Origin of the sequence: Rhodococcus sp. NPDC006774, assembly GCF_040636045.1 — a bacterium.
GTDB lineage: Bacteria > Actinomycetota > Actinomycetes > Mycobacteriales > Mycobacteriaceae > Rhodococcoides.
Map to the genome: position 1 here is coordinate 1 of NZ_JBEYIW010000027.1, position 23557 is coordinate 23557.

General features: G+C 63.0%; 23 protein-coding genes and 3 pseudogenes. 9 read left to right on the top strand and 17 right to left on the bottom strand.

Annotation, left to right across the window (positions count from 1 at the left end):
• From ABZ677_RS25065 to ABZ677_RS25075, 3 genes are all read left to right on the top strand, one after another.
• On the top strand, positions 1 to 411 hold a 411-nt coding region (locus ABZ677_RS25065), incomplete at its 5' end, for a hypothetical protein (protein ID WP_358374362.1).
• Entirely contained in the window at positions 408 to 572 is a 165-nt protein-coding gene (locus ABZ677_RS25070; protein WP_155288773.1) for a hypothetical protein, read from the top strand. The genes ABZ677_RS25065 and ABZ677_RS25070, both read left to right, overlap by 4 nt.
• A 540-nt stretch (positions 573 to 1112) precedes the next feature.
• On the top strand, positions 1113 to 1913 hold the full coding sequence (locus ABZ677_RS25075) for a hypothetical protein (RefSeq protein ID WP_052061711.1): 801 nt from the start codon (positions 1113 to 1115) through the stop codon (positions 1911 to 1913).
• A gap of 51 nt (positions 1914 to 1964) precedes the next feature.
• Here the strand turns inward: ABZ677_RS25075 and ABZ677_RS25080 are convergent, their stop codons facing one another.
• From ABZ677_RS25080 to ABZ677_RS25115, 8 genes and pseudogenes are all read right to left on the bottom strand, one after another.
• Positions 1965 to 2681 carry a hypothetical protein gene (locus tag ABZ677_RS25080; RefSeq protein ID WP_052061712.1) on the bottom strand — a complete coding sequence of 239 codons (717 nt, stop codon included), beginning with the start codon at positions 2679 to 2681 and terminating at the stop codon, positions 1965 to 1967.
• A gap of 115 nt (positions 2682 to 2796) precedes the next feature.
• Entirely contained in the window at positions 2797 to 3795 is a 999-nt protein-coding gene (locus tag ABZ677_RS25085) for a NucA/NucB deoxyribonuclease domain-containing protein (protein ID WP_032401328.1), read from the bottom strand.
• Positions 3796 to 4298: 503 nt separating this feature from the next.
• Positions 4299 to 4967 carry a hypothetical protein gene (locus ABZ677_RS25090; RefSeq protein ID WP_141215302.1) on the bottom strand — a complete coding sequence of 223 codons (669 nt, stop codon included), beginning with the start codon at positions 4965 to 4967 and terminating at the stop codon, positions 4299 to 4301.
• A gap of 449 nt (positions 4968 to 5416) precedes the next feature.
• Positions 5417 to 6226, bottom strand: a complete 810-nt coding sequence (locus tag ABZ677_RS25095; RefSeq protein ID WP_032401329.1) for a F510_1955 family glycosylhydrolase — start codon at positions 6224 to 6226, stop codon at positions 5417 to 5419.
• Between the two features lie 398 nt (positions 6227 to 6624).
• Positions 6625 to 7464 carry a hypothetical protein gene (locus ABZ677_RS25100; protein ID WP_032401331.1) on the bottom strand — a complete coding sequence of 280 codons (840 nt, stop codon included), beginning with the start codon at positions 7462 to 7464 and terminating at the stop codon, positions 6625 to 6627.
• Positions 7465 to 7702: 238 nt separating this feature from the next.
• A pseudogene (locus ABZ677_RS25105) lies at positions 7703 to 10023 on the bottom strand (penicillin-binding protein).
• Positions 10024 to 10043: 20 nt separating this feature from the next.
• Positions 10044 to 10874: a GNAT family N-acetyltransferase gene (locus tag ABZ677_RS25110; protein WP_128645572.1), complete on the bottom strand. Its 831-nt coding sequence runs from the start codon at positions 10872 to 10874 to the stop codon at positions 10044 to 10046.
• A 91-nt stretch (positions 10875 to 10965) separates the two neighbouring features.
• The gene (locus tag ABZ677_RS25115; protein WP_358374406.1) at positions 10966 to 11343 is read right to left on the bottom strand and encodes a hypothetical protein; all 378 of its coding nucleotides are present in this window, start codon (positions 11341 to 11343) and stop codon (positions 10966 to 10968) included.
• Between the two features lie 115 nt (positions 11344 to 11458).
• Here ABZ677_RS25115 and ABZ677_RS25120 point away from each other — a divergent pair, with 115 nt between their 5' ends.
• Positions 11459 to 11626, top strand: coding sequence for a hypothetical protein (locus ABZ677_RS25120; RefSeq protein ID WP_358374409.1), 168 nt, complete (start codon positions 11459 to 11461; stop codon positions 11624 to 11626).
• On the opposite strand, the pseudogene ABZ677_RS25125 reads toward ABZ677_RS25120, so the two are convergent.
• Positions 11549 to 11740: pseudogene (locus ABZ677_RS25125) on the bottom strand (hypothetical protein); the annotation flags it as partial. The gene ABZ677_RS25120 and the pseudogene ABZ677_RS25125 overlap by 78 nt on opposite strands.
• A 255-nt stretch (positions 11741 to 11995) precedes the next feature.
• Between ABZ677_RS25125 and ABZ677_RS25130 the strand changes: the two are divergent.
• Positions 11996 to 13621, top strand: coding sequence for a cytochrome c biogenesis protein ResB (locus ABZ677_RS25130; protein WP_358374369.1), 1626 nt, complete (start codon positions 11996 to 11998; stop codon positions 13619 to 13621).
• A gap of 4 nt (positions 13622 to 13625) precedes the next feature.
• The gene (gene ccsB / locus ABZ677_RS25135) at positions 13626 to 14597 is read left to right on the top strand and encodes a c-type cytochrome biogenesis protein CcsB (protein ID WP_032375699.1); all 972 of its coding nucleotides are present in this window, start codon (positions 13626 to 13628) and stop codon (positions 14595 to 14597) included.
• A gap of 9 nt (positions 14598 to 14606) precedes the next feature.
• Here the strand turns inward: ccsB and ABZ677_RS25140 are convergent.
• Positions 14607 to 14741, bottom strand: a pseudogene (locus ABZ677_RS25140) (DUF3703 domain-containing protein); the annotation flags it as partial.
• 151 nt (positions 14742 to 14892) lie between these two features.
• On the opposite strand from ABZ677_RS25140, the gene ABZ677_RS25145 reads away from it, so the two are divergent.
• Both ABZ677_RS25145 and ABZ677_RS25150 read left to right on the top strand, forming a co-directional pair.
• Positions 14893 to 15525 (top strand): TlpA disulfide reductase family protein, encoded by a 633-nt coding sequence (locus ABZ677_RS25145; RefSeq protein WP_080736598.1) that lies wholly within the window; start codon positions 14893 to 14895, stop codon positions 15523 to 15525.
• Positions 15522 to 16343 carry a cytochrome c biogenesis CcdA family protein gene (locus ABZ677_RS25150; RefSeq protein WP_032375700.1) on the top strand — a complete coding sequence of 274 codons (822 nt, stop codon included), beginning with the start codon at positions 15522 to 15524 and terminating at the stop codon, positions 16341 to 16343. Before ABZ677_RS25145 ends, ABZ677_RS25150 begins: the two co-directional genes overlap by 4 nt.
• Positions 16344 to 16659: 316 nt before the next feature.
• Here the strand turns inward: ABZ677_RS25150 and ABZ677_RS25155 are convergent, their stop codons facing one another.
• The 3 genes from ABZ677_RS25155 to ABZ677_RS25165 form a co-directional block, all read right to left on the bottom strand.
• Positions 16660 to 17217: a DUF305 domain-containing protein gene (locus ABZ677_RS25155; RefSeq protein ID WP_308051299.1), complete on the bottom strand. Its 558-nt coding sequence runs from the start codon at positions 17215 to 17217 to the stop codon at positions 16660 to 16662.
• 205 nt (positions 17218 to 17422) lie between these two features.
• Positions 17423 to 17941: a DUF6153 family protein gene (locus ABZ677_RS25160; protein WP_353852273.1), complete on the bottom strand. Its 519-nt coding sequence runs from the start codon at positions 17939 to 17941 to the stop codon at positions 17423 to 17425.
• A gap of 4 nt (positions 17942 to 17945) precedes the next feature.
• The gene (locus ABZ677_RS25165; RefSeq protein WP_032375702.1) at positions 17946 to 18893 is read right to left on the bottom strand and encodes an NlpC/P60 family protein; all 948 of its coding nucleotides are present in this window, start codon (positions 18891 to 18893) and stop codon (positions 17946 to 17948) included.
• 401 nt (positions 18894 to 19294) lie between these two features.
• Between ABZ677_RS25165 and ABZ677_RS25170 the strand changes: the two genes are divergently transcribed.
• Positions 19295 to 19798, top strand: a complete 504-nt coding sequence (locus tag ABZ677_RS25170) for a hypothetical protein (RefSeq protein ID WP_176457804.1) — start codon at positions 19295 to 19297, stop codon at positions 19796 to 19798.
• A gap of 16 nt (positions 19799 to 19814) precedes the next feature.
• Here the strand turns inward: ABZ677_RS25170 and ABZ677_RS25175 are convergent, their stop codons facing one another.
• The 4 genes from ABZ677_RS25175 to ABZ677_RS25190 form a co-directional block, all read right to left on the bottom strand.
• Positions 19815 to 20543 (bottom strand): TVP38/TMEM64 family protein, encoded by a 729-nt coding sequence (locus tag ABZ677_RS25175; protein ID WP_045841173.1) that lies wholly within the window; start codon positions 20541 to 20543, stop codon positions 19815 to 19817.
• An 86-nt stretch (positions 20544 to 20629) separates the two neighbouring features.
• Complete coding sequence (locus tag ABZ677_RS25180; protein WP_032375786.1) at positions 20630 to 20968, bottom strand: metal-sensitive transcriptional regulator; 339 nt, start codon at positions 20966 to 20968, stop codon at positions 20630 to 20632.
• A gap of 23 nt (positions 20969 to 20991) precedes the next feature.
• Positions 20992 to 21159 (bottom strand): hypothetical protein, encoded by a 168-nt coding sequence (locus ABZ677_RS25185; RefSeq protein ID WP_155288777.1) that lies wholly within the window; start codon positions 21157 to 21159, stop codon positions 20992 to 20994.
• A gap of 108 nt (positions 21160 to 21267) precedes the next feature.
• A complete protein-coding gene (locus ABZ677_RS25190) occupies positions 21268 to 23532 on the bottom strand; it encodes a heavy metal translocating P-type ATPase (protein WP_094648396.1) in 2265 nt (754 codons plus the stop codon).
• Positions 23533 to 23557: the final 25 nt, after the last annotated feature.

A 23557-nucleotide genomic window follows, 5' to 3' on the forward strand; every position in this document is an offset into this window, starting at 1 on the left:
CCTGCGCTTCTGCGAACTCGACGACTGACACATGCTCGACTGACAGACGATTCACTGCTCCCGCCCACGGATCGCTTGACATGTATAGGACCGTCCTGGGTCACCCTGATCGTCGGTGTCCTCGCCGTCGTCGGCGTCGCCCTGACAGTCCGCCAACGCACCATCGCGGACAAACGCGCCCAAGCCTGGCAACGGATCACCTGGTGCCTCGAACGCACCACCAGCGACAACGAAGCCGAAGCCGCCCTGGGCTGGGACATCTACACACCGGTGACCGACTCGCCGCTCATCACCCGAACCGAACGAGACGTCCTGCGCGCTGTCGCGACCCGGGCATTGTGGCGAGCACTGGCGTCACCGGCACAAACCGAGGACACTGACAACCAGAACGAGCAGGAGGACCCACGATGACCACCACCGAGAAGCGCACCACCGCCGCCCGACCACAGGTCGCGCGGGCCGCAGCACGGGCATCGGTCGCGTTGTACGAACGCGACGGCCTCGAGGTACCCCAGTGGATCCGTGACGCCGCCGAAGGGCGCCCGACCACCCCACCAGCCGAACAGCCCTGACACCGGCTCACAGCCCGTAGACCGAAAGGGCCCGCACCCCGACACCGGGTGCGGGCCTTCTCCATTGCCTGGGATCGGGAAAGCGTGAGGGAGCAGGGTCGGGCCACCCTGCGGGCGTCCGCCGAATCGAACTCCGCTGCGCTCCGCACTGCTACACCCCGACCACAGCGCAGACGGGCCGCTCGTGCACGCGCGGTTCAGGCTTCAACCCGTTGCAGCGCAACACAATCTGTCGGTACCCGATGCCACACTCGAGGCCATGCGAATCCGAACCATCGACGGACCACCACTACCCGCCGAAATCGCCGAGATGACCGCCCGCGCAATCGCTCTGACGCAGCTACACCACGCCGCCAGACGTTCCATCAACGGGAACAACACCGCAGTGGGTGGTCTTGACGCGCTCACCAGCGCAGTTGAATATCCGTCCCCGTCAGCTGCCGAACGTATGAACGCTGACTAAAGCTTATATGTGCGGGTTACTCAGCGAGACAAAGCAACTGGCCGTCCGATGACAGGCCGGAGAGGTAGTGTCGAGCTATGCCTACTCTCCCGGAAGGTCAATCCCTGCTCGTTCGTACCCATTTCGCCGCCGACGATGTCTGGCAGCAGATTGCAGCTGATGCCCAAGCTTCTCACCGACAAGCCGACGGAACCGAGGCACAGGCTTTCCTTACCGTGGTCGACGACAGCGAGTTCAGTGACCTGACACCAACCGATCTTGCCGAATTGATCCCGTCACCACCGCCGTATTACGTGTTTGTGGTCGACCGACAAGCGTGTGAACAGCCCGAGCATCCCGTTCTCGTCCTCGATATTGCAGAAGGCGTCGCACCTGCCTCGTTCCGCGTGATTCCCAGTCGACTCGCGGTGGTGGAGAACAACCTGTCCATAGCAAACCTGAGTTTCGACGAGCTGCGCTCCCAGGCCGACCCTGACGGGGTGTACCGCGGTACACCCGCGGAGCCGCTTCCGGCGGAACGGAGCGTGAACCATGAGGATTTGGTCGGTGCTGCAAACCGCGCAGAGGAGACACCAGTCGTTCAGCAACTACGACAAGATCTCGAGGCGAACCACGCACCCACCCTGACCGCGAGACTCAATAATGATTTGTACGACACATACACCGTATTGGCTGGTCAAACCCACCGACCTGATCTAAAAGTCGGTCGCGACGAAATGTTGGAAGTCCTCGAGCACGGGGGGAGGGGGTATGGCATTCATCTGCCCCTGATCGACAGTTACTGGACGATCTTCTTGGATCCATCGAGTTTGGATCTACAGGCCGCGATGAAAGTCTTCTATCCGCCGCAACCCGCCCCACGGCGACGCCCGGCATAACCGCAGCTCGATGGCCGGCCCCGAGAACGCCGGGACCGGCCATCGACGGTGTCAGGAAATCGCGAACTCGCTGACCTGAGTCGTTCCGTCCTCCGCGTACACGGGAACAGTCTTAGGGGCAGATCCGAACACCTCGGTGCCGTCGATGTTCTGCTTGCGCAGCTTAGAAGCTTCGGCCGGCGACGTGGCTCCGCTGTCGAGGTCCTGCTTGAGGATGTATCCCTGCACTCCGTCGGTGCCGATCGCAGCGACGAGGTCGGGCAATTCCGCGTCGGACGGTGCGGTGTCGCCCGGTCCGAAGGATTGACCCGCTGCATTGGTTCCCGACTCGACAGTGGTCGTTTCGGACTCGGAGGTGGTCGCGGACCGGGCAGCCGGGGCGGTCCAGTCCAGCGGGTTGCTCGGGAAAGTCAGGGCTTCGCGGTATTTGCTTCCATCCCATACCGCAGTGAAACCGTGACTGTTGTACGAACCTGTCCCGCAGGTCGCGGTCGTGCCCAGTGTCAGTGAAGCTGTACCGGTGGAGCTGTACTTGTAGCCGACAGCCTCACACAATGCTCCGCTCTTGAACAGTCGAGCTCGCACGCCGATGTCACCGGGTGCGACCTGCTGGCCGAAGACAGAGTAGATCTTCGACTGTGCGGTCAGGTTGGGCGAATTGATGATTGTGGAGGTGTTCAGGAACTGAACACCTGCGCCGTTACTTCCTGCTGGGCCGACCCAACCGGTGACAACGTCCGCGCTAGCAGCGCCTGGAGCGGCGAGCACCAACGCTCCTAGCAGGGCGGCGATGGTAGCTGTTTTACGTAGTGGTCGAGTTCTCATGTTCGAGGCCTTTCCGTTGGGTACCTTTTATCGGATTCTGAAGATGAAACGGGCTCGTTCAGCCGATTGCCGAAACGAAGTAGTCGTCACCGGGCATCACTCTGTTCCCGCGGTAAAATTCGACCATAAGGGTGCCTTGTTTATTGTTCTCGGTAAGAGGGACCCATCGGACGGTCGACCCGTAGCCGCCCTGCACGGTCGATGCGAAAGGGTATTCATCGCAGGATGGGTCTTTCATGTTGAGAGGTTTCTCGCCGAGTAGATCCAACCGCTGTTGTGACGACCGTGGGCATGCGGCGTCCCGATTTGCCTGATTGTCAGCAGAATTTCCACGAGTCAGCGGCGCGCCAGTACCAGGAATTCCGAAACCAAAGGCAGCCTGGCCAGCCTTAACTGTCTGAGATATGTTCGGGAACGCTGCTTGGGTGTACTGGACAGTCGGCTTCTCGTTCGGGTTGACGCAGCCGGTGCCGTAGTTGACTGATTGAGCAGCATCACACCTGAATTGCTGGCCGGTGGTGCGCGTGCGAACGGGAGTACCATCCAAGTCGTTCGCCGGCGAGTCTCCAATGTATATGAATTGAAGCGTTCGCTTGTCGAACGCGTTTGTCGCGTTTCTCGTCACATAATGCTCGTACTGCTGGTACCCAGTCCCTCCGATGACCATCGGAAAAACGTAGGCGGGATAGGTAGTGGTGCTGTCGTTGGCGAGATCGAGAACAACGAGTTGGAAAGAGTACGTACCCGGAATGGTGGTTGTTGGAGAAGTCGACGAGACATCGCCGTAGAATTGGATCACGTTTTCTTTGGTCTGTGTCTGAAGAGGGCTACGGACCTGGAGAGTGACGTCGATGACCCAGTTTCCGATCGGCTCCAACGGGCCGTTAGGGAAATTGGGTTGAATGAATTGCTCGACGATGGTCGAATATGTTTTGCACGACTGAAAACGTGTTTGGAAACATATAGGACCGGATTGGCGTGCAGATATACCCGACTCCTCGGCATGCTTCTGTGTCAGCCTTTGTGCAATTTCCTCCGCTTCGGCAGGGTCGGTCACTTCGCGAGAACTCCGCTTTTCGACCACCTTCTGACCTGAGGTGGTCGTCGCTCCGGAGTCCGGTGGCACCTCGACTGGAGGCGCATTCTGGCCAGGTGGAGTGCCCTCTATGTCGCCCGGCGCCTCGTTTATCGACGGCACCTGAACCTCCACCGGAGCGGAGTCGCCCCCCGAGGGGCTGGGCTCGACTGGTTGCGCGCTGGCGGTGACGCTAGGTGCCGCGATGACGACCAAGCAGGTAAGACCAGTAGCCAACAACCTTGCGAACGAGCGAACTGCTGGCTTCTTCACGACTTTCTTCCGCACTGATTCCTCGTAAGGTCCGTCTGCCCAGACGCCATTACGCTTAAAAGCAGCGTCAGGCAGAATTCGGGCAGGAGAGTGGAACGTCCGAAAAAGACGTGGAGGCCGCCCCGACTACTACAAGGTGCGTGCCACAGGCGCTCGGTGAGCGTAGGCAAACGCTACCAACAGCTGGCTTGTCTTGGCAACGGAAACAGAAATTACGGAACCTGTGGTCGGAGCGTCACCAGGATTGCTCTGGAGCGGTCATCGAGGTCGATAGCTCTCGCAGACACCGACACCGCGACATAATCCGAATAGGGTGTCAGAAAACGAAATTCGGCCGATTCCACAGCCCCGGCTTGCGCAACTTTCAAGGATTGTCCGATTCGGATTGCATCAGGAATGTCACCGGGGTGTAGAACCGGTTTAGCGCCGGGTAAGTGGCTTGTTTGCCATGCAATGCCAGTCGGAGCGTCGCCATACCAGTACAAAAGCTGAAGTGAATCGGGGTCAGCGATCGCGCGATACTCCGAGGGATCGGACAGCGACCGTGCAACCAGCGTATCCAGACCCGCGTTACGTCGATCGATGTGTTCAGTACCCTCCGAAGGACCAATATCCACAGACACTCCCCGAACAACCCGATGAGGTTCACCAGTAGGGCCGATGCCGTCGTGGAGAAAGTGTGCCGTGAACTGCATACGCCGATGTGCACCCGATGGACGGCATTCCACACCGACCTCTTGGAGCACAGTTCCCGGCCCACCGGAAACGAGCTGCGCCAGCACCGATGCTGTGGCGTCCCCAAGATCCAGCTTCGCCAAACCATCCGGAATCGGCCGACTCAGATCAACGCCGAGCTCAGCCCACGTCTGAGTCGCGCTCACGATCGGGCTGCGCCGGGCCACCCCTGAGGTCAAGTCCCACTCGAATGCCCACGCCGAGGGCCGATCACGCAGAGGAGCCAGACGATTAGCAACCTGAACCCACACGCCATGAACGCGACCAGACACATCGTCGGCAATCGGATCAACGCCAACCGTCCGCGAACCATGACTACACCGAACAGGGCTCCCATTTCGGCACACCTGCATGACAGCATCCAGTACGGCCTCGGAATCTCTACGCCAAGTATTTCGGTTGTCCTCATTCCTGGATATCTCGGAGTCGGACCCCGGTGTCATCGCGGGATCTCGTGGCGGGCCGAACCCCAGGGGAGGAAGAGGGAGTAAGCCGCTCAACAGCGGCAAGCGCCCGCATCAGCCGCGCGGGTGACCGCCTGCGGTCGCGTCGAAATGTCGCTATCTGTTGTCGGGCTGGTCTCGACCGGGCCGAGTTACGTCAGTGTGTACAACGCCTGGGGGCTGGCTGCGTAGGCGGTGTCGTAGTCGACCGCGGTCAATGCCTCGACGGACCCGGTTGCGGAACGCTTCTGCCAATCGGCGCCGTTGCGACTACGCCAGGCGTATCCGTCGGTGTCGATCCCCCACAGTGCATCGCCGGCACCGGCGAGCAATACCAAGTTCGGTGCGTCGAGGACAGGAGAGAATGTTCGGGCCGTGTCGGTGCTGTGCTGAAGTCCATCAGGTGTCACCGCCCATACTCCGGAGCTCGTAATCGCCAACGACGCCGCGGGCGCAGCGGCGCCGGGAGTCCAGGTGGAGCCGCTGTCGGCGGAGACGAGTAGACCGGTACTGCCATCGAATCCGACGAGGATGCGTCCATCGGCAGCCAGCGCGTGGAAGTCGACTTGTCCCTCCAGTGACCGATCCGACCACGACATTCCGCCGTCATTGCTGCTACGCAGTCCCAGTGGGTTCGCCGCCGTGCTGGATTCGCCGGGATGACCGGAGGTGAAGAGGGTATCGGTGGCCGGTACACCCGACAAACCCATGAAGTCATCGTCGGAAGAGCCGACCCTGGTCAGGTTTCCGGACGAACCGATGGCGAAGAGTCCTGTGTGGCTACCAGCGAGGACGGTGCCATCGGCGTTGACGTGCAATCCGTGCACATGAGCCAGTGAGGAGGTGAAGTCGACCACTGCCGGATCGGCCGCGCCGTCAGTCGCTGCCGGAGCGGAACATCCAACGAGGGACAGAGCTGCGATCAGAGACGGCAGCAGGATGCGGGAAAGCGAGATGGACATAAAGTGCGGTTCTCGTTCTGTCGATGAGGGCTCGGTGATGTAATCGCTTGAGCGTCAACGCCAAGTGATCTCCCGGTCAGGCGCGGTGAACATGACCGGATACGGCGGCTGAGGTGGACGTGACTGCTCGGGCGGTATGTGCGGGACGACGTAGACGCATCGACCTTCATCTCCATTCACTTAATCTCCATTCACTTAATCTCCAATCACTGAGGCGATGTACGAGCGCGGATCGTTCGGCGGCGAACAGCCGTGGCAGCGACATCGCACCGACGATCGGTATCGGCTGAGTGCGAACAATTCCGACACCTTCACCCGCCTCGCCGTGGCGAGCACTCAACTACTAACCAGCATAGTATTTCGGGCAGGTCAGGCCGAAGTGCCCATCCGGTTCGGTGTCATCGCAGATGCGCCGGTGCGTCGCCCGGGGTGATGCCGACGTGGACGTGGTCGCTGTGCACGTCGTCGGTGAAGAATCCTGGACGGTCACCGTTGAGGTCGGTCGGACCTCCGACCTCGGTTGCGCCCAGTAGAGCTGCCGCAGTGACGAATTCGGAGATCGTTGGGTTGTTGAAGGGATCGTCGACAACGCGCCGACCGTTGATTTCTCGGATGTCCACCGCTCGTCCCACTGCGTGGTTGGACAAGCGCGGGTGCGGGAAGACGGTCTGGATGTGACCGGTGTGCATCACCTGCACTGCGTAGGTGAATCGATCGGCAAGTCCGAGCATGATCTGGAGCACATTGTTGTTGATGCGTCCGGTTCCGATGTCGAGTCGTGCAGGCTCGGAGAGCGTGATGCGAGGGTTGCTCAGCACCGACGACGCAGCGGCGGTCAGTGGTACTGGGGACCCAAGAGAGGTCAAAGGGTTGATCTTTTCCACCGTCCAGGCCGCGCCAGCGGCGATGTCGCGCTTGAGCCGGATATCGAGTGCCATCTGCCGGGTCGTCTCAGCCGGCTGCGCGAGCGTGGGGCGTTGTAGGAGTTGGTCGAACAGCACGATCACTGCAGCACTCTCTGGACCGATTCCGGCGTACTGCGGATACACCACTCGCAGGGTGCTGGCGAGGGCCTCGTCGGGTTGAAGCAGTGCTGCCGTCGCCGCGACTTCGAGCGATACCCCTGCGGTGCGCAAGCTGTCGAGTACTCCTCCTCCCTCGCTCCAGCTGCCACCTGCTTCGAGGAAGCTCGTCGCTGCGCGTTTGATCTCGGGCATCACTTCGCCAGCTGTCGGCATCCACCGCCCCGGATTCACCGGGGCCGATGATCGACTGCTCGGTGCGCTCACGGCCGGGGACCGTGCGGGAGATGCGTTACTGCTCGGTGCGAGGCTGGGGGATTGTCTGTCGGCGGTGTTGATGGTGCAGCTGACTGTGAGCGGCAAAACCGCTGCGGCTGTGAGCAGTTGTCGACGGCTGACTGTGATGGCGTTTCCTTTCGTGCGCGGGGGTCTCAAGGGTGAGTGTCGTGGGTGATCACCGCGGCGGCGGTAGCGGCAGGCCGGGAATGTCGATACTGGGCGGCGCTGGCGTGGGCGTGCGGTCGGGGGCGGGGGAGCCGTCACTGATGTACAGCGTGATCAGCGATCCCGGGATCGCCGCGCCGGATGGGGATGTGCCGGTAGCGGTACCGCGAGCGCCCTGACCGGTGGTGGTGACGACGGTCACCTAGAATCCTGCTGCTTCCAATCTCGATGTGGCCGACGACTGGCTCATGCCGCTGACCTCAGGTACTTGGCCGTTGGCGGAGCCGCGGACGTATTTGTCGTCGACCGGTGGCAGCTCGATGGGGCCGAAGTTCGTGGCGATTGGGTCCATCGCGTCGTACCAGGTTCGTGCGGGTTCGTTACCGCCGTAGAGGTTCCCGGAGCTGCAGGGCCGCAGTGGGAAGGAGCAGATCTGGCCCGGTGTCGGTGAGTCACCGTAGGTGTAGACGGCGGCGGCGTAGCGGTTGGTGAAGCCGAGGAACCCGAGGATCGGTTGGATTCGGTAGTGCCGGTTTTCCCGGACATCGGCAGCGTCCAGCCCACGGACCCGGCCGCCGATGCCGAGGTTCCTCCGGGTTGGTCGTCCTTGCTCATCGCGTTGGCGAGTGTGTTGGCCAGGCCGGGTTCGACGACCTGCTCGCACGCTTGTTGTGTGACCGGTACAGCTACACCCTCGCGGTCGGAGATGGAGTCGATCGGGTTCGGCGGGCACCAAGTACCTCCCGAGGCGAGGGTAGCTGCGACGTTGGACAGCTCGAGCGGGTTGACCCAGGTAGGTCCGAGTGTGAACGAGCCGAGGCTTTGCTCTTTCTGGAGGTCGGCCATGCTCTGCTCGTCGAATCCAGACGAGCCGGGGAGGGTGTAGGAGCGAAGCCCTAGCCGCACTGCCATGTCGACTGTCGGTGTGACACCGACGGACTCGAGCAACTTCACGAACGCCGTGTTCGGTGATTGCGCCAGTGCGTCGGTGACCGTCAGCGCCGGTGGGTAGTTTCCGACGTTCTCCACGCAGTAAGCGCCCGCCGGGCAGTTACGCGCGCCGCCGTCGCCCAACCCCCTGACCTCGACGCGCCGGGGAACCTGCAGTGTGGCGTTGGTGCCGAGTCCGCGTTCCATCGCGGCGGCAGTGGTGAATATCTTGAAGATCGACCCGGCGCCGTTGCCTACGAGTGAATACGGTTGCGGCTGAACCGTTTCGTCGGCGTCGGCATCGAGTCCGTAGGTGCGACCACTGCCCATGGCGAGGATGCGGTGTTCGTCCTGTCCGGGTGCGACGACATTCATCACGGTGGCGACACCGTCGAGGTCGGGATCTGTGTTCGCGGTCAGTGCGGCCTGGGTCGAGTTCTGCACCGCCGGGTCGAGAGTCGTTTTGATCAGATAACCGCCCTCGTCGATCTGCTCGCGGCTGATACCGGCGTCCTCAAGATATTGGAGTGCGTAGTCGCAGAAGAACCCTCGATCACCGGCGGCGATGCATCCACGTGGGAGGGTGTTGGGCTCGGCCAGCACCCCCAATGGCTCGGATTTGGCGGCCTCGAATTCTGCGGCTCGGTTCGGGATGGTTTCGATCATGTTGTCCAAGACAAGGTTTCGGCGGCTTGTGACTCCCTCGACGTTGGTGTACGGGTTCAGTGCCGAACTGGACTGAACCATCCCTGCCAGCATCGCTGATTGCGTCGCCGTTAACTCGCTGGCATCGACACCGAAGTAGGTTTGCGCGGCGTCTTGGATGCCGAACGAGGCATTGCCGAACGGAACCAGGTTCAGATAGCGGGTCAATGTCTCGTCTTTGGTCAATTCTCTGTCCAAGGACAACGCCATTCGGATCTCGCGGATCTTGCGAGCCGGCGTGGTCTCGATCGCGGCACGCCGCTCGGCGTCGGTGTCAGCGACGACCAGTAATTGATAGTTCTTCACGTATTGCTGATCGAGTGTCGATGCGCCCTGCTCGACCTGCCCGCTGGTGGTGTTGGTCAAGAACGCTCGCAACGTTCCCTGCCAGTCCACGCCCTGGTGTTCTGCGAAGCGCCGGTCCTCGACGGAGACGATCGCAAGCTTCATCTCGTTGGAGATCTTCGCGCTCGGCACTTCGGAACGGCGTTGCTCGTATAGCCACGCGATCGGGTTGCCTGCCACGTCCGTCATCGTCGAGATGGCAGGAACTACGCCCTCGGCGAGTTCGCCGGAAACGTTGTCGTCGGTGTCAGCGGCGCGGTTCGAGACGTATCCCAGGCCACCGACGATGGGGAACAACACTCCTGCAAGCAGCACGCCTGCGAGCGCAGTGCATCCCACGAGTTCGAACACCGTTCGTCGGGTGCTTGACATCATCGTCTCGTTTCTGTCGACGGGGCAGTGCTCGCGGTCGTCCGGGTTGGTGGGACCGACAAGGGGAGCGGAGCACGGCCGCAGCGGCCGTCTAGCTCTCGCCGGTAGGTCTGCATGGTCCGGCCATCTCGATCGAGACGGTTTCCGCTTTTCTGCCATCCGAGGCGCTCGTAGAAGCCGCCTGCATTGTCGGCCACCCCGAGATCGGTGGACAGCTCGGCGCAACGTGCACCTGCCCGCGCAGAGTCGGATTCGAACCAGTCGAGCAACTGTGCACCCACTCCGATCCCTCGCACCCGTGGGCTCACCGCTATCGCAACGACGACGGCGACACTGTCGGCCGGGGGAGTCTCGGGTTCGCCGTTCGGCAGTGGGATGGGCCGAGCGCGCGCCACCGCTCTGCACCAGGGGCGAAGACGCGTACGAACGAACCGCATGGCGGTGCGCGGGCGGACTGCCATCGCCGCACCGGCGTGTGCAGCCAACGGCAGCACGGTCATCTTCTCGCGCAGTAGATCACCGATATGGGCATGGTGATCGAGGGTGCCGAGGAGGAATCCGACGACGGCGCCTTCGCTATCGGTTGCGACAAGAGCGATGGCGTGTCGTCGGTTGACGAAGCTGCGGTGCCACCGGCGCAGGAACCGTGCTCCCAGCTCGGGGAACAGGCCAATCGGTAGCTCGTCGAGGTGCAACTGCGCGCTCTGCGGTAGATCGTGCGGCCCGGCCTCGCGAAGGACGATCGCGACTCCGGGAGGAGGCGCGGCGGGGTTGGGATGAGGGAAACAAAGGTGCGGCGTAGACGATGAAACGTTGAAGAAGATATGCATGGCGTTGTCCTCGACGAGGCAGGCTCGCGCCCTCACCGCGGAGGCGGCGCGCGAGAAGAAAGGTGGACCGATCTGCGCAAACGCAGACCTCTCACACCCTCAGAAGGCATGCCGCGTCGAGCACGTTCATCGGCGCAGGGGGAGAGACCGACCTCTCAGTTGGCGACGATCTCGATGCCTGTAGACCTCGAAGCTGGTGCAGTAGCACTGTCCATCCGGTCCGGCGCAGCAACATTGCCAGCCCTAGCGCAAGGATCGCCACCGCTATGTGGACGGACCCGATCAGGGATCCGTGATTGTCGTGATGACTGGACGCGCTACCGCCGATCCCCTCGTCCTGCTCCGGCGCCGACGTGTGCTCGATTTCCGGGACGCTCTCGATGACCGCAGCCAGCGGAGCGTGGCCGGGCTCTGCGGTGGTGTGTGCGACCTGCGACATCATCAGCACCGCCACTGCCGTGGCCGCCATGATGGACCAGAGCAGAATTCGGCGAATACACTCGCTCAACCGAATCGGACACACACGACGAAAATAGCAGATCCATGTCGCCGTCTACCCGCGCTAGCGACGAATACCGTGTGCGGTGACGCCTCCAGCGTTCCATGCGGGCCGCACCCTCAACTGCCAGGCATTGTTGGGTTCGACGTTGGCGCAGGGCCGTGGTGACCCAGAGGGCGGCGGGCCCGTCATCGAGCAGGTGCGCGGCGGCGCGATCCACGGTAACCAGTACATCCTCGTAGGCCAGTCGTAGTGGCGCTCGCTCATCGAGTTGGGACATCGCGACATCCTCGATCAACTGCAGAGGGAACCGCGCCGCTTCGTACTCGGCACGCAAAACAGCTAGTGCAAGTGTGCCTGATCTCACCGCACAGGTATTACTCCGCGGGATGAAACGCGTTTGGACGGCATGAGTAGAAGAACCGATCCGCGCCTACCGTGGGGCCGAAAGCGGCCTAAACCGAACCGCAGCCCGGCAGCGTTCCGGATGGACTAAGTACCACGTTTGTGGTTGCAGCACTTACCCTCTCGCCCAGGCGACTACCGCGCACAACTGCACACGGCCCATCAACTACTATGTTGCATAGTAATTGAGATGCAATCGTCGAAAGGGTGTGGCGGTGTGACAGCTGATCAAACCCCGGCGCTCACATCGCAGGGACGGTTACGCAGAGCAATCGCTGCGGTGCGCAACAGGTGGCGGCAACTGACCTCGATGCGAACGGCACTGGTGCTGCTGTTTTTGCTCGCTATCGCAGCAATCCCAGGCGCCCTGCTGCCACAGCGCAATCTCAACACCCAGGCGGTTGATTCCTACATCGCAGCGCGCCCGGCTCTCGGGGCCGTCATGGACACGCTGGAATTGTTCGACGTATTCGGAAGCTTCTGGTTCACCGCCATCTACGTCCTACTGTTTGTGTCGTTGATCGGCTGCCTGACTCCCCGAATGATCGAACACGGTAAAGCCCTTCGCGCACAGCCAGTTCGCGTACCCCGAAACCTTTCGCGACTACCGCTTCATCATTCGGGCGCTCTCGCCGGTAGCCCGAAAACCGTCATCGACGACATCGCGCCCCACTTGAGAGGGTGGCGTACTGCCGTTAGGCCCGAGCCCGATGGGGCGCTCACCCTCTCCGCCGAGAAGGGCTATACCCGCGAAGCGGGAAACCTACTTTTTCATTTCTCGCTGATCGGTCTGCTCGCGGCCATCGCCATCGGCAAGCTCTTCGGTTACGAAGGATCGGTCATCGTCATCGCCGACAACGGGCCCGGTTTCTGCAACACCTCGCCCGCCATCTACGACTCCTTCCGGGCCGGCAACAGCACCGACGGAACCGGGCTGGAGCCGTTCTGCATCAGAGTCAAGGACTTCAACGCCGACTACCTTGAGAACGGCCAGGCAGAGATGTTCACCTCGAACATCTCCTACCAGTCCGCCGACGACATCGCCGCAGACACCTGGCGCGACTATCAACTCAAAGTCAACGAACCCCTCCGGCTCGGAGATGAACGCATCTACCTCACCGGCCACGGATACGCCCCGGAATTCACCGTGACCTTCCCCGACGGTCAGAGTCGAACCGAGGCCCTGCAGTTCCGGCCCGACGACGCCACCACGTTCCTGAGTAGCGGGGCGTTGCGTTTCGATCCACCCGGCGGGACCTATGCCACCGCCGATGAGCGACGCCGCGGCCAGATCGCCATCGAAGGCCTCTTCGCTCCCACTGCGCAATTCAACGGAACCCTGCTCTCCTCCCGCTTCCCGGACTTGGTCGATCCTGCTGTGGCAGTGGATATCTACAAAGGAGATACCGGCCTCGACACCGGCATACCCCAGTCGATCTTCTCCCTGGACCAGGAGATGATCAACCAGGGCCGACTTGTCAAGCAGGATTGGGTGAACCTGCGTCCCGGTGAATCGACGACCCTCACCGACGGCACCAACATTCGATTCAACGGCGCCAAGGAGTTCGCCAACCTGCAGGTCGGATACGACCCCGCACAGTTGTGGGTGCTCGTGTTCGCGATCACGATGATGACCGGACTGTTGGTCTCGCTGGTGATCAAGCGACGTCGAGTCTGGTTCCGTGTACTCCCGGCCGAAACAGGCCGATCGAGCGTGGAGATGGGCGGGCTCGCCCGTACCGATCACGCCGGATGGGGACCCGAATTCGAGACCCTCCGCACCGAAATCTGGACGCCGCGGACAAAGAACCACTCCGAGACCCTCGATACAGAAACGGTGTAGCGCCATGCCGATCGACGACAACCTCGCCCGCTGGAGCGACATCAGTTTCGAGACCGCCTTCGTGGTCTACCTTCTCGCCGCGATCCTGTTCATCGCACAACTCGCAACGACACGAACAGCGACTCTGAGCCGGGCCTCGAGTCTGCATCCGCAACTGATCGCAGCGACATCATCGACACCGGGATACGTGCCGGTCCCCGAGCGAAGAGCCCCGTCCGAACGCCTGGGCCGCACGGGACTCGCCCTGGTAATGCTCGCACTCACTTTGCATATCGGGTCGATCGTCCTGCGCGGGATCGCCACTGGCCGCCCGCCGTGGGGAAACATGTACGAATTCGTCTCCGTCACATGCGCGGCCGGCATACTTGCCGGACTGATCGTGCTGCGCTCGGAGCAACTGCGCACACTATGGTTGTTCGTCCTCGTGCCGACCTTGATCCTGCTCTTCATTGCCGGAACTGTGCTCTATGCCAACGCGGCGCCCGTCGTACCAGCCTTGCAGTCGTATTGGCTCCCCGTGCACGTCTCCGTCGTCTCGCTCGGCAGCGGGGTGTTCCTGATCTCCGGTGCAGCCAGCACATTGTTCCTGATCCGGATCCGATATCCCAACAACAACGCCGTCCCCGACAGCAGAGTGGGCCGGATCGTCGCTCGTCTCCCCTCGGCGCACTCGCTCGACGTGCTGGCGTACAAGACCACCATCTTCGCGTTTCCCCTGTTCGGAATCGGTGTCATCCTCGGCGCGATCTGGGCCGAGGCCGCGTGGGGTCGGTTCTGGGGCTGGGACCCGAAAGAGACGGTCTCATTCATCGCGTGGATCATCTACGCCGCGTACCTGCACGCCCGGGCCACCAGCGGGTGGCGTGACACCCGGGCCGCGTGGATCAACATCGCCGGATTCGTGGCCATGCTGTTCAACCTGTTCATCATCAACATGGTGGTCTCCGGACTGCATTCGTACGCGGGTTTGAACTGATGTCGCCTGCTAGCCGCCGCCCTGTGCTTCGGCGAGGTCATGCGGCACCGGTCGCGTCAATCCCGCGTCGACCCGGCCGGTGTTGCCGACCGGGTATCGACCGGACCAGGATCCAGGAGCCACGACCACGATCCGAATCAACTGACTGCCTCGTGTCCGTAGTGCATTCCGGAGAGGGAAGTCACAGTGCCCCGAGCTTCGTCACCGGCCAAGACTGGGGCATCGACCGCGTCACCGATCCCACGATGTTCGAGACATCGGCGCAGATCCGTACTGCAGCAAAGGCGTCGACTTCATGAGACTCGGCCGCCCTACGGGGGCTCGCACACGCGAACAGAGCAGTCTGCCCGCCACGGCAACGGCATCCATCCTTGCCGTTGTACTCCTGGTCTCCGGATGTTCCGCAGGCGCCGACGCCGTGCCCTCCGGAGGTAGCTTCGATTTCGTTGCACCCGGTGGTCAAACCGACATCGTCTACGATCCCCCCGAAACGCGCGGAACCATCGGTGAACTCGCCGGACCCGATCTGATGGAGGAAGGTAAGAACACCGCTCTGTCGGACTATGACGGCGAGGTGGTCGTGATCAATCTCTGGGGTCAGTGGTGCGGCCCCTGCCGCGGCGAAGCCGACGACCTCGAAGAGGTCTACGAAGCAACCCGCGAGCGCGGTGTGCAGTTCCTCGGTATCAATGTTCGAGATCCGCAGAAGGACAAAGCGCAGGACTTCGTTGTCGACAACAATGTCTCCTACGCCTCGATCTACGACCCCTCGATGCGGACGCTGATCGCCCTCGGCGGGAACTACCCGACCAGCGTGATTCCCTCGACGCTGGTACTCGATCGAGAGCACCGGGTGGCGGCAGTGTTCATGCGTGCCCTCCTCGCCGAAGACCTGCTCCCTGTCGTCGAACGGATAGCAGACGAATGACTGTTCTTCTTGCCCAAGGCGGCGTTGGCTCGACGTTCCAAAATCTGGCATCGAGCGGACCTCTGGTACTGGCGATCGCCGCATGTATGCTCGCCGGGCTGGTCTCGTTCGCGTCACCGTGCGTGGTGCCCCTGGTGCCGGGCTACCTGTCGTACCTGGCGGGCATCGCAGGTGCCGACGTGCCGTCGCTCGCCGCCGCCTCGACTGGTGAAGCACCGCCGAAGCTGGCAAGCCGCTGGCGCGTGGCAGGTGCAGCGGGGTTGTTCGTCGCCGGCTTCACCATCGTCTTCGTCCTCGCCACCGCCTCGATTTTCGGGGTCATCGGCACCCTGCGCATCAACGAACAGGTGCTTCAGCAGGTCGGCGGTGCCATCACGATCATCATGGGCTTGACGTTCATCGGGTTCATTCCCGCATTCCAACGCGACACTCGATTCGCGCCGCAAACCATCTCGTCTCTTGCTGGAGCGCCGCTGCTCGGTGGCGTGTTCGCGCTCGGCTGGACGCCGTGCCTTGGCCCCACGCTCGCCGGGGTGTTGTCCGTTGCCGCTGGCACTGAAGGCGCAACCGCAGCGCGCGGCGTCACTCTCATCGTCGCCTACTGTCTGGGACTCGGTCTACCGTTCGTGGTCCTCGCGTTCGGCTCGAGTTCGGCGATGCGCGGTGTCGGCTGGCTACGGCGGAACTCGCAGAGAATCAAAGTGGCAGGCGGAGTGATCATGATCGCCGTCGGTGTCGCCCTGCTGACGGGGGTGTGGGGTCTGTTCATTGCCTGGATACGCAATGAATTCGTCAGTTCGGTTGTATTACCCATCTGAGAAGGAAACCGAGCAGCCGCACGTGCAAGACCACGCCTCCCCAACTGCCAGTGCCGGTGGTATCGAACCCACTCTCTGTCGACGGCGCGCCCCCGCCGGGCCGCGATGACCCGATCCGAGAGCCGCCCCCTGTCCCTACCGCGGGTCTGCGTGTCCCAAGGACCCCGCAGGCGGGTGCATCAGCAGGGGAGGGCATGTTTCCGGGGCCGTGTTGATCGGTGTGGCAGCTAAAAGGGCCAGGTCCTTCGAAACCGAAGGGCGGGGCTCGGTATTAGCCGAGCCCCGCCCTACGGTTGATAGTTCCCAGAATTGAGAGTTACTGGGCGAGCAAACTTTCCATTGTGGAGATTTCGCTCTGCTGCGCATCGATGATTGTGGAGGCAAGCTCCTTGGCATCAGCATTGGAGCCGTCGGCCAACTCGATCTGAGCCATCTCGATTGCCCCCTTGTGGTGCTCGATCATCATGGTGAGCCACATGGAGTCGAACTCCGCTCCGTTAGCGGCCGACAACATGTCCATGTCTTCCTGGCTCATCATGCCGGTCATGCCACCGCTCCCCATGTCCATACCGCCCATGTCCATTCCGCCCATGTCCATTCCGCCCATGTCGGCGGACGCTGCGGGCTGTCCCCATGCGGTGAGCAGGGCATTCATCTGCTCCATCTCCGGTGCTTGAGCTGCTTCGATGGCCTGGGCCAGCTCGATGACCTGAGCATTCTCGGTTCGGCCGTCGACAAGTGAAGCCATCTCCACCGCTTGTGCATGGTGGGGGTACATCCCTTCGACGAACGTGACATCGGCATCGTTGAATTCGGCCGATGCTTCGGCGGAATTCTCGGAGGACGACGAGGCCGGTGTATCGCTGCTCGACATGCCGGGCATGTTCATTTCGCCGTCGTTACTGCTGCAGCCAGCGAGAACTGCGGCGGCGACAGCGGAAGCCGCCGTTATCGCGATCGTGAAACGGGTAGATCGATTCGAACGCATAACAAACTCCTGAAATTATGGTGGGGTGGTTCGGATCGACAGGCACACTGACCCGTCGACATCTGTGTCTCACACAACGGTGAGTCACCTGTCAGATCCGAAGCACAGACAATTCGGAGAGAGTGAAAATGGTCCAGGGCGGCGGGTGCCCGGTTCGACGACGAACTGCCGACAGCCGCGCAGCGTGGACGAGAGAACCGGCGAAGCCCACAACGATTGCCCGTAAGACGGCCAACGCCGCGACAGCACCGATGATAGCCAGACACAGATGCATGACCGAGCTGTGATCGCCACAGCCGTTCCCGCAGTGTGCTGCGGAACCACTCTCCGATGCTGTCGCAGATGATGCTCCCGAATGCTCGTCGACGGCAGGTGGAGCGCTCACCGTCGAGGTCATCGAGTGTTCGCCGATACTCGTCGCCGTTGCGAACGACATCGGCGCAGAATGCATGAGAAGGACTCCGAACAGCACTATCGAAGCGCAAACAGCACCTAGGAGCCACTTCTGGTTCATAGGTTCCGTGGCTGAAGTCCTCACCGGTTCGATCTTACCGGTCTGCCACACGGGCATCCGGTCTCCTCGCAGTCGCGGCGTCCGGACCGTGGACATCGAATCAGGTGGCGATGGGCCGGTTGATTGCGGTCACTTCATCCCAGGGAACGGGCGCGACTTTGACGACGTCGCCGCCGGTGGGGGCGTTGACGTATTTCCCGTCGCCGATGTAGATCCCGATGTGTCCGATCGGTGAGTAGAGAGAGATGAAGTCACCCGGTTGCACTGATTCGCGGGAGACAGGTGTGCCCGCTCGTGCTTGGTCTGCGGCCACGCGTGGAACGGTCAGTCCCAGTTGTTTGTAGGCGAAGTAGATCAGTCCGGAGCAATCGAAGGACCCCGGCCCGGTAGCTCCCCAGGAATAGGGTTTGCCGAGTTGGTCGAGGGCGATGCGCATCGCCTCCGCTGATGTTCCACTCGCAGCCGAGACGGCGGCGGGTAGCTCGGAAGGATTCGTGGTGCCGGGGCTGACGATGGCAGCTCGATCCGCATCGGTGAGGGCGGCGAATTGGTCGGTGATTTTGGCGATCTGATCGGCCAGGTCGGTCTGGCGTTGCTCGAGGTCGCGTTGTGTACGTGCGGCGTCCGCCTCGGCTACCGCAGCGGACGCCTGTGCTTGCCGGGCTTGTTCGAGCTGGTCTCGCGCTTCGTCGTCGATCTGTGTCGAGTCGGCGAGTGCAGCGGCTCGATCGGCGAGGATCCGGTCCAACAACACCATCTGATCGAGTAGTTGCTGTGGGCTGTCCGCGACCAGAACGGCCCCGAGAGGGGATTGCGGTACACCTTTGTACGCGGCGTCGACAGCTGTGGCCAGTGCTCGACGGTTGGCAGATGCGGCCACTTCGGCTTCCCGAGCCGCCGCCGAGGTCTCGTGGGCGAATTGAACTGCGGTACTCAGTTCGCCGCGGCGACGATCGAGGGTGTCCTGCGCGGCGTACATGCTCTCGGTGAGAGTGAAGGCGGTCGCATTGAGTTCAGCGAGTTGTCGTACGGCTTCGGATGCGTTCACCGGGGGTGCAGCAGGGTCCGCCGAAGCTGGAGCATTTACCGAAAATGCCGCGGCAACAACGATGATCGAGGCGATCAGGGTAGCGCGGACACGCCGCGTCGGGCCTGAAAAAGAATGCACAGAAGAAATCCTCTGGGGTCGGTGTGGGTTCCCTGCGTCACCAGCGAAGGAAACGGAGCGCGGCGAGAGCCGCATGGGACTGTGTCCGGCCTCGCCGGTCACCATTGTCGGGTATCGGCAGTCGTAGACGGTTCCTCACGGTCGGCTGAGGCTCGCGTCGACGCTCGACGCCTGTGCCGTATGGGCGGCGAGTCGGCGTCGATTGACGCCGACTCACCGCACCTGCAAACTACTATCATTCATAGTAGATGGTGGGGTGGTATCCGCTGACCGGGAGAGGGATGACGACTGTGACGATGCGTGACTGGCCGGCGCGGCGTTGGGTGGCCGCGTTACTGGGCGCGACGGTGGCCGCGCTGGTCGTGGCGATCCCCACCGGGATCATCCACACTGCGTTCTACGTTCGAATGACCCCGGTGTTGTGGTGGAACTATCCGGTGTGGATTGCCACCGCAGTTCTCAGTGGCCTCATTCTTGCGACATACGTGAGCACTGGGCTGGCGTCGTCGGTTTCTTCCCGTGTAGGGGTCAGTGCGAATGCGTTGTCGTTGTTGGCAGTCGGATGTCCGATATGCAACAAACTGGTAGTGGTGGCGGTCGGGGTGAGCGGTGCTCTGGATCTATGGGCACCCGTGCAGCCCGTGATCGGAGTGATGTCGGTGGGGGTGATGGTGTGGGCTCTTCGACTGCGAATCCGCGGGGAACGCGCGTGCCCTACTTCTCGCGTAGGTCAGGAGTTCGGCAACTCCGCTGGCTTTGGCGGTGCAGGCGCAGCAAAATTGTAGGATTTCTCGCCACGTCCTATCCGCGGTCCGGCAGCAACAGACGACGAAGGCGACCGCTTCTCGATGCGCCATCTGCGGTGTTGGGCTGTGCCTGCGACACCGGCAGGCGGGCGTCGGCCAGCAATCCTGCCACCCCGGCGGCCACGCAGGCCGACGTCACCACTATCAATGCCGGATTCGTTCGCCCGGTCAAAGCGTCCCCGAACAGCACCGCGGCGATCGTACCGGGCAGAATCCCCACGACAGTGGCCGTCGTGTAGGGCAGCAGGCGCACCGCGGAGAGTCCGGAGCAGTAGTTGACCAGGGCGAACGGTGCCGGGGCAATGAGCCGCAAGGACCCGACGGCCAGCCACCCCCGCCGAGCCAACCGGGCATCGATGGACTTGACCGCAGGATTCGTCAGCCGCTCCTGCACCGCGGTGCGCCCGAGCGCGCGCACCAGCAGCAACGCCAGCACAGCGCTGACAGTTGTGGCGGCGATCGTGACGGCGACCCCGGTGGCGGGACCGAACAACAGTCCGGCGCTGAGGGTGAACACCGTGCGCGGTACCGGGGCAATCGTCAACACCGCCTGGGTCAGAAAGAACACCACCACGAACGACGGGCCCATCGACTCCGCCCACTCGCGCACCACAATGATCGACGGGCGGGGTACGAGGGCGGCAGCCACTGCCAGTATTGCCAGCGCTGCCACGGTGGCGAGGACTCGGCGATCGCGCAGAATCGCCGATACGGTTTCGGTCATGACGGTCTCTGCCTGCGCCGCCTCGCCGAGGTTTCCGACAAGCACGCGGGAGTGGACGGCGAGGAATGGCTTCGCACTGCCGGTGCTCAGGAGCGGACGAGCCGTGAGATCGCGTCGGTGGCCTCTTTGATCTTCGCGTCGGCTTGGGGACCGCCGGCGATGGCGGCGTCGACCACGCAGTGGCTGATGTGAGCCTCGAGCAGGCCCATGGCCACCGCCTGCAAGGCTTTGGTCATCGCCGAGACCTGGGTGAGGATGTCGATGCAGTACTTGTCTTCCTCGACCATGCGCTGCAGTCCTCGGGCCTGGCCTTCGATGCGCTTGAGGCGTTTGAGGTAGGCGTCCTTTTCGGTGATGTAGCCGTGCGCGGCGTGATCATGGCCGTCGGTCTCGGCGGGTGCCTGCGCGGCCGCGGGAGTGGCCATGGTGTCCTCCTGGAATCCGAGTGTCATGCCGAGCATCCTCGATTATGCCCGCCCGGGGTATGGCGCGAGAGGGTCGGTCCGTCGAGTCGTCGCTGGGCCGCCGCCGCAGCGCACATCACCGCGCAGCGGGCCACCGCTCGGGTCGCCGGGTGCCGGGTGATCTGCACCAAGGTCGTTGTCACGAAGGACATGGCCCTCTCCTTTCGTAGGCTGCATCGGGGTTGTAGCGGTGGGGTGGGGTGGCGCGCCTGCATGCCACGCCCACCCCAGCCTTTTGGGTGCTTGTTCTACCCGCGCGGTTATCCGGTGAGGGACTTGAACCGGCGCAACCGCAAGCTGTTGCTGACCACGAACACCGACGAGAACGCCATCGCTGCACCGGCCAGCATCGGATTGAGCAGCCCGGCCGCAGCCAAGGGGAGGGCGGCCACGTTGTAGGCGAACGCCCAGAACAAGTTGCCCTTGATGGTGCCCAACGTTCGGCGGGACAGGCGGATAGCATCCGCTGCTGCGCGCAGATCACCGCGCACCAACGTCAGATCGCTGGCTTCGATCGCAACGTCGGTACCGGTGCCCATCGCCAGACCGAGGTCGGCCTGCGCCAACGCGGCGGCGTCGTTCACGCCGTCGCCGACCATCGCCACTACCTTGCCCTGCTCCTGCAGCCTTTTGACGACGTCCACCTTGTCTGCGGGCAGCACCTCCGCGATCACTTCGTGGATGCCGACCTGGTCGGCGATGGCACGCGCGGCGGCTGCGTTGTCGCCGGTGAGCATGATCGGCGTCAAACCCAGGCCCCGCAGCTGCTCGATCGCCTCGGCGGAGGTGGGTTTGACCGCGTCGGCGACGACCAGTACTCCGCGAGCCCGACCGTCCCAACCGACTGCGACGGCGGTCTTGCCCTCGGATTCGGCTGCACGCATCGCACTTTCGAGTTCGTCCGGCAGCTGCTGCGCCCGGTCGGCGAGGAGGCGGGCCCGTCCGACGATCATTGCGTGGTCGTCGACTATGCCCTGCACCCCGAGGCCTTCGATATTTATAAACTGCTCCACCGGTGGCAGGGCTCCGACCTTCTCGCGGGCACCTTTGGCGATGGCCTGGGCGATGGGGTGCTCGGACGAATCTTCGAGTGCACCGGCCAGGCGCAGCACCTGCGCGGTGTCCTCGCCGTCGGCGGTGATCACGTCGAGCAGAGTCATCTTGCCGGTGGTGACGGTGCCGGTCTTGTCGAGTACCACGGTGTCGACACGGCGGGTCGATTCGAGCACTTCGGGACCCTTGATCAGGATGCCGAGCTGAGCGCCGCGGCCGGTGCCGACCATCAGCGCGGTCGGGGTGGCCAGGCCGAGGGCACACGGGCAGGCGATGATCAGGACGGCGACGGCTGCGGTGAACGCGGCCGCGATCCCACCGCCGGTGCCGATCCAGAAGCCGAGTGTCGCCGCGGCAAGGGCGATCACGATCGGGACGAAGACTCCGGAGATCTTGTCGGCCAGACGCTGAGCTTGGGCTTTACCGGTCTGAGCGTCTTCGACGAGTTTCGCCATCTGTGCGAGCTGGGTGTCCGAGCCGATGCGGGTCGCCCGGACCACGATTCGGCCACCGACGTTGACCGTCGCGCCGACGACCAGATCATCGGGTCCTACCTCGACGGGCACGGATTCGCCGGTCAACATCGAATTGTCGACCGCGGAAGAGCCGTCGGCGACCACGCCGTCGGTGGCGATCTTCTCCCCGGGGCGGACGACGAACTCGTCACCGACGATGAGTTGATCGGTGGGGATGCGCTGTTCGACACCCTCGCGCAGGACGGAGACTTCCTTGGCACCGAGCTCGAGCAGGGCACGCAGGGCGGCACCGGCGCGTCGCTTGGAGCGTGCTTCGAAGTAGCGGCCGGCGAGGATGAAGGTGGTGACTCCGGCTGCGGCCTCGAGGTAGATGTTGCCGGCCCCGTCGGAGCGGGAGATGGTCAGCTCGAACGGGTGTGTCATGCCGGCCGTTCCGGCGGTGCCCCAGAACAGGGCATACAACGACCACCCCAGTGCTGCGATGGTGCCCATCGAGATCAGGGTGTCCATCGTTGAGGTGGCGTGCCGCAGATTGGTGAAGGCGGCCTTGTGGAACGGCCATGCCCCCCACACCACCACGGGTGCGGCGAGGGTCAGGGAAAGCCACTGCCAGTTGGTGAACTGCAGTGCCGGAACCATGGCCATCGCGATCACCGGCACGCTGAGCACCAGCGATATGAGCAGGCGTTGGCGCAGCGAGGCGGTGGGGTCGATCTCGGCTGGCCCGGCCGCGTCGGGGTCGGTGGAGGAGGCGGCGGGCGCGGGGACCGTGGCGGTGTAGCCGGCCTGCTCGACGGTGCCCACGAGATCCTCGGTCGAGACATCACCGACGTAGTCGACGCGTGCTTTTTCGGTGGCGTAGTTCACCGTCGCGGTGACACCGTCGAGCTTGTTGAGCTTTTTCTCGATCCGGTTCGCGCAGGAGGCGCAGGTCATACCACCGATGTCGAGTTCGACCCGGCCGTCGGCGGTGGGGTGGTGCGTGACGGGATTCATCGTCGCTCCTCTCGGGGTGTGGTGG

Bases quoted from the DNA above. Each gene is read 5' to 3' on its own strand.
- ABZ677_RS25070 (WP_155288773.1), top strand. From the start codon at position 408: ATGACCACCACCGAGAAGCGCACCACCGCCGCCCGACCACAGGTCGCG.
- ABZ677_RS25075 (WP_052061711.1), top strand. From the start codon at position 1,113: ATGCCTACTCTCCCGGAAGGTCAATCCCTGCTCGTTCGTACCCATTTC.
- ABZ677_RS25095 (WP_032401329.1), bottom strand. From the start codon at position 6,226: ATGTCCATCTCGCTTTCCCGCATCCTGCTGCCGTCTCTGATCGCAGCT.
- ABZ677_RS25100 (WP_032401331.1), bottom strand. From the start codon at position 7,464: ATGCCGACAGCTGGCGAAGTGATGCCCGAGATCAAACGCGCAGCGACG.
- ABZ677_RS25110 (WP_128645572.1), bottom strand. From the start codon at position 10,874: ATGCATATCTTCTTCAACGTTTCATCGTCTACGCCGCACCTTTGTTTC.
- ABZ677_RS25115 (WP_358374406.1), bottom strand. From the start codon at position 11,343: ATGGCGGCCACGGCAGTGGCGGTGCTGATGATGTCGCAGGTCGCACAC.
- ccsB (WP_032375699.1), top strand. From the start codon at position 13,626: ATGCCGATCGACGACAACCTCGCCCGCTGGAGCGACATCAGTTTCGAG.
- ABZ677_RS25145 (WP_080736598.1), top strand. From the start codon at position 14,893: ATGAGACTCGGCCGCCCTACGGGGGCTCGCACACGCGAACAGAGCAGT.
- ABZ677_RS25150 (WP_032375700.1), top strand. From the start codon at position 15,522: ATGACTGTTCTTCTTGCCCAAGGCGGCGTTGGCTCGACGTTCCAAAAT.
- ABZ677_RS25155 (WP_308051299.1), bottom strand. From the start codon at position 17,217: ATGTCGAGCAGCGATACACCGGCCTCGTCGTCCTCCGAGAATTCCGCC.
- ABZ677_RS25160 (WP_353852273.1), bottom strand. From the start codon at position 17,941: ATGTCCACGGTCCGGACGCCGCGACTGCGAGGAGACCGGATGCCCGTG.
- ABZ677_RS25170 (WP_176457804.1), top strand. From the start codon at position 19,295: ATGACGACTGTGACGATGCGTGACTGGCCGGCGCGGCGTTGGGTGGCC.
- ABZ677_RS25175 (WP_045841173.1), bottom strand. From the start codon at position 20,543: ATGACCGAAACCGTATCGGCGATTCTGCGCGATCGCCGAGTCCTCGCC.
- ABZ677_RS25180 (WP_032375786.1), bottom strand. From the start codon at position 20,968: ATGGCCACTCCCGCGGCCGCGCAGGCACCCGCCGAGACCGACGGCCAT.
- ABZ677_RS25185 (WP_155288777.1), bottom strand. From the start codon at position 21,159: ATGTCCTTCGTGACAACGACCTTGGTGCAGATCACCCGGCACCCGGCG.
- ABZ677_RS25190 (WP_094648396.1), bottom strand. From the start codon at position 23,532: ATGAATCCCGTCACGCACCACCCCACCGCCGACGGCCGGGTCGAACTC.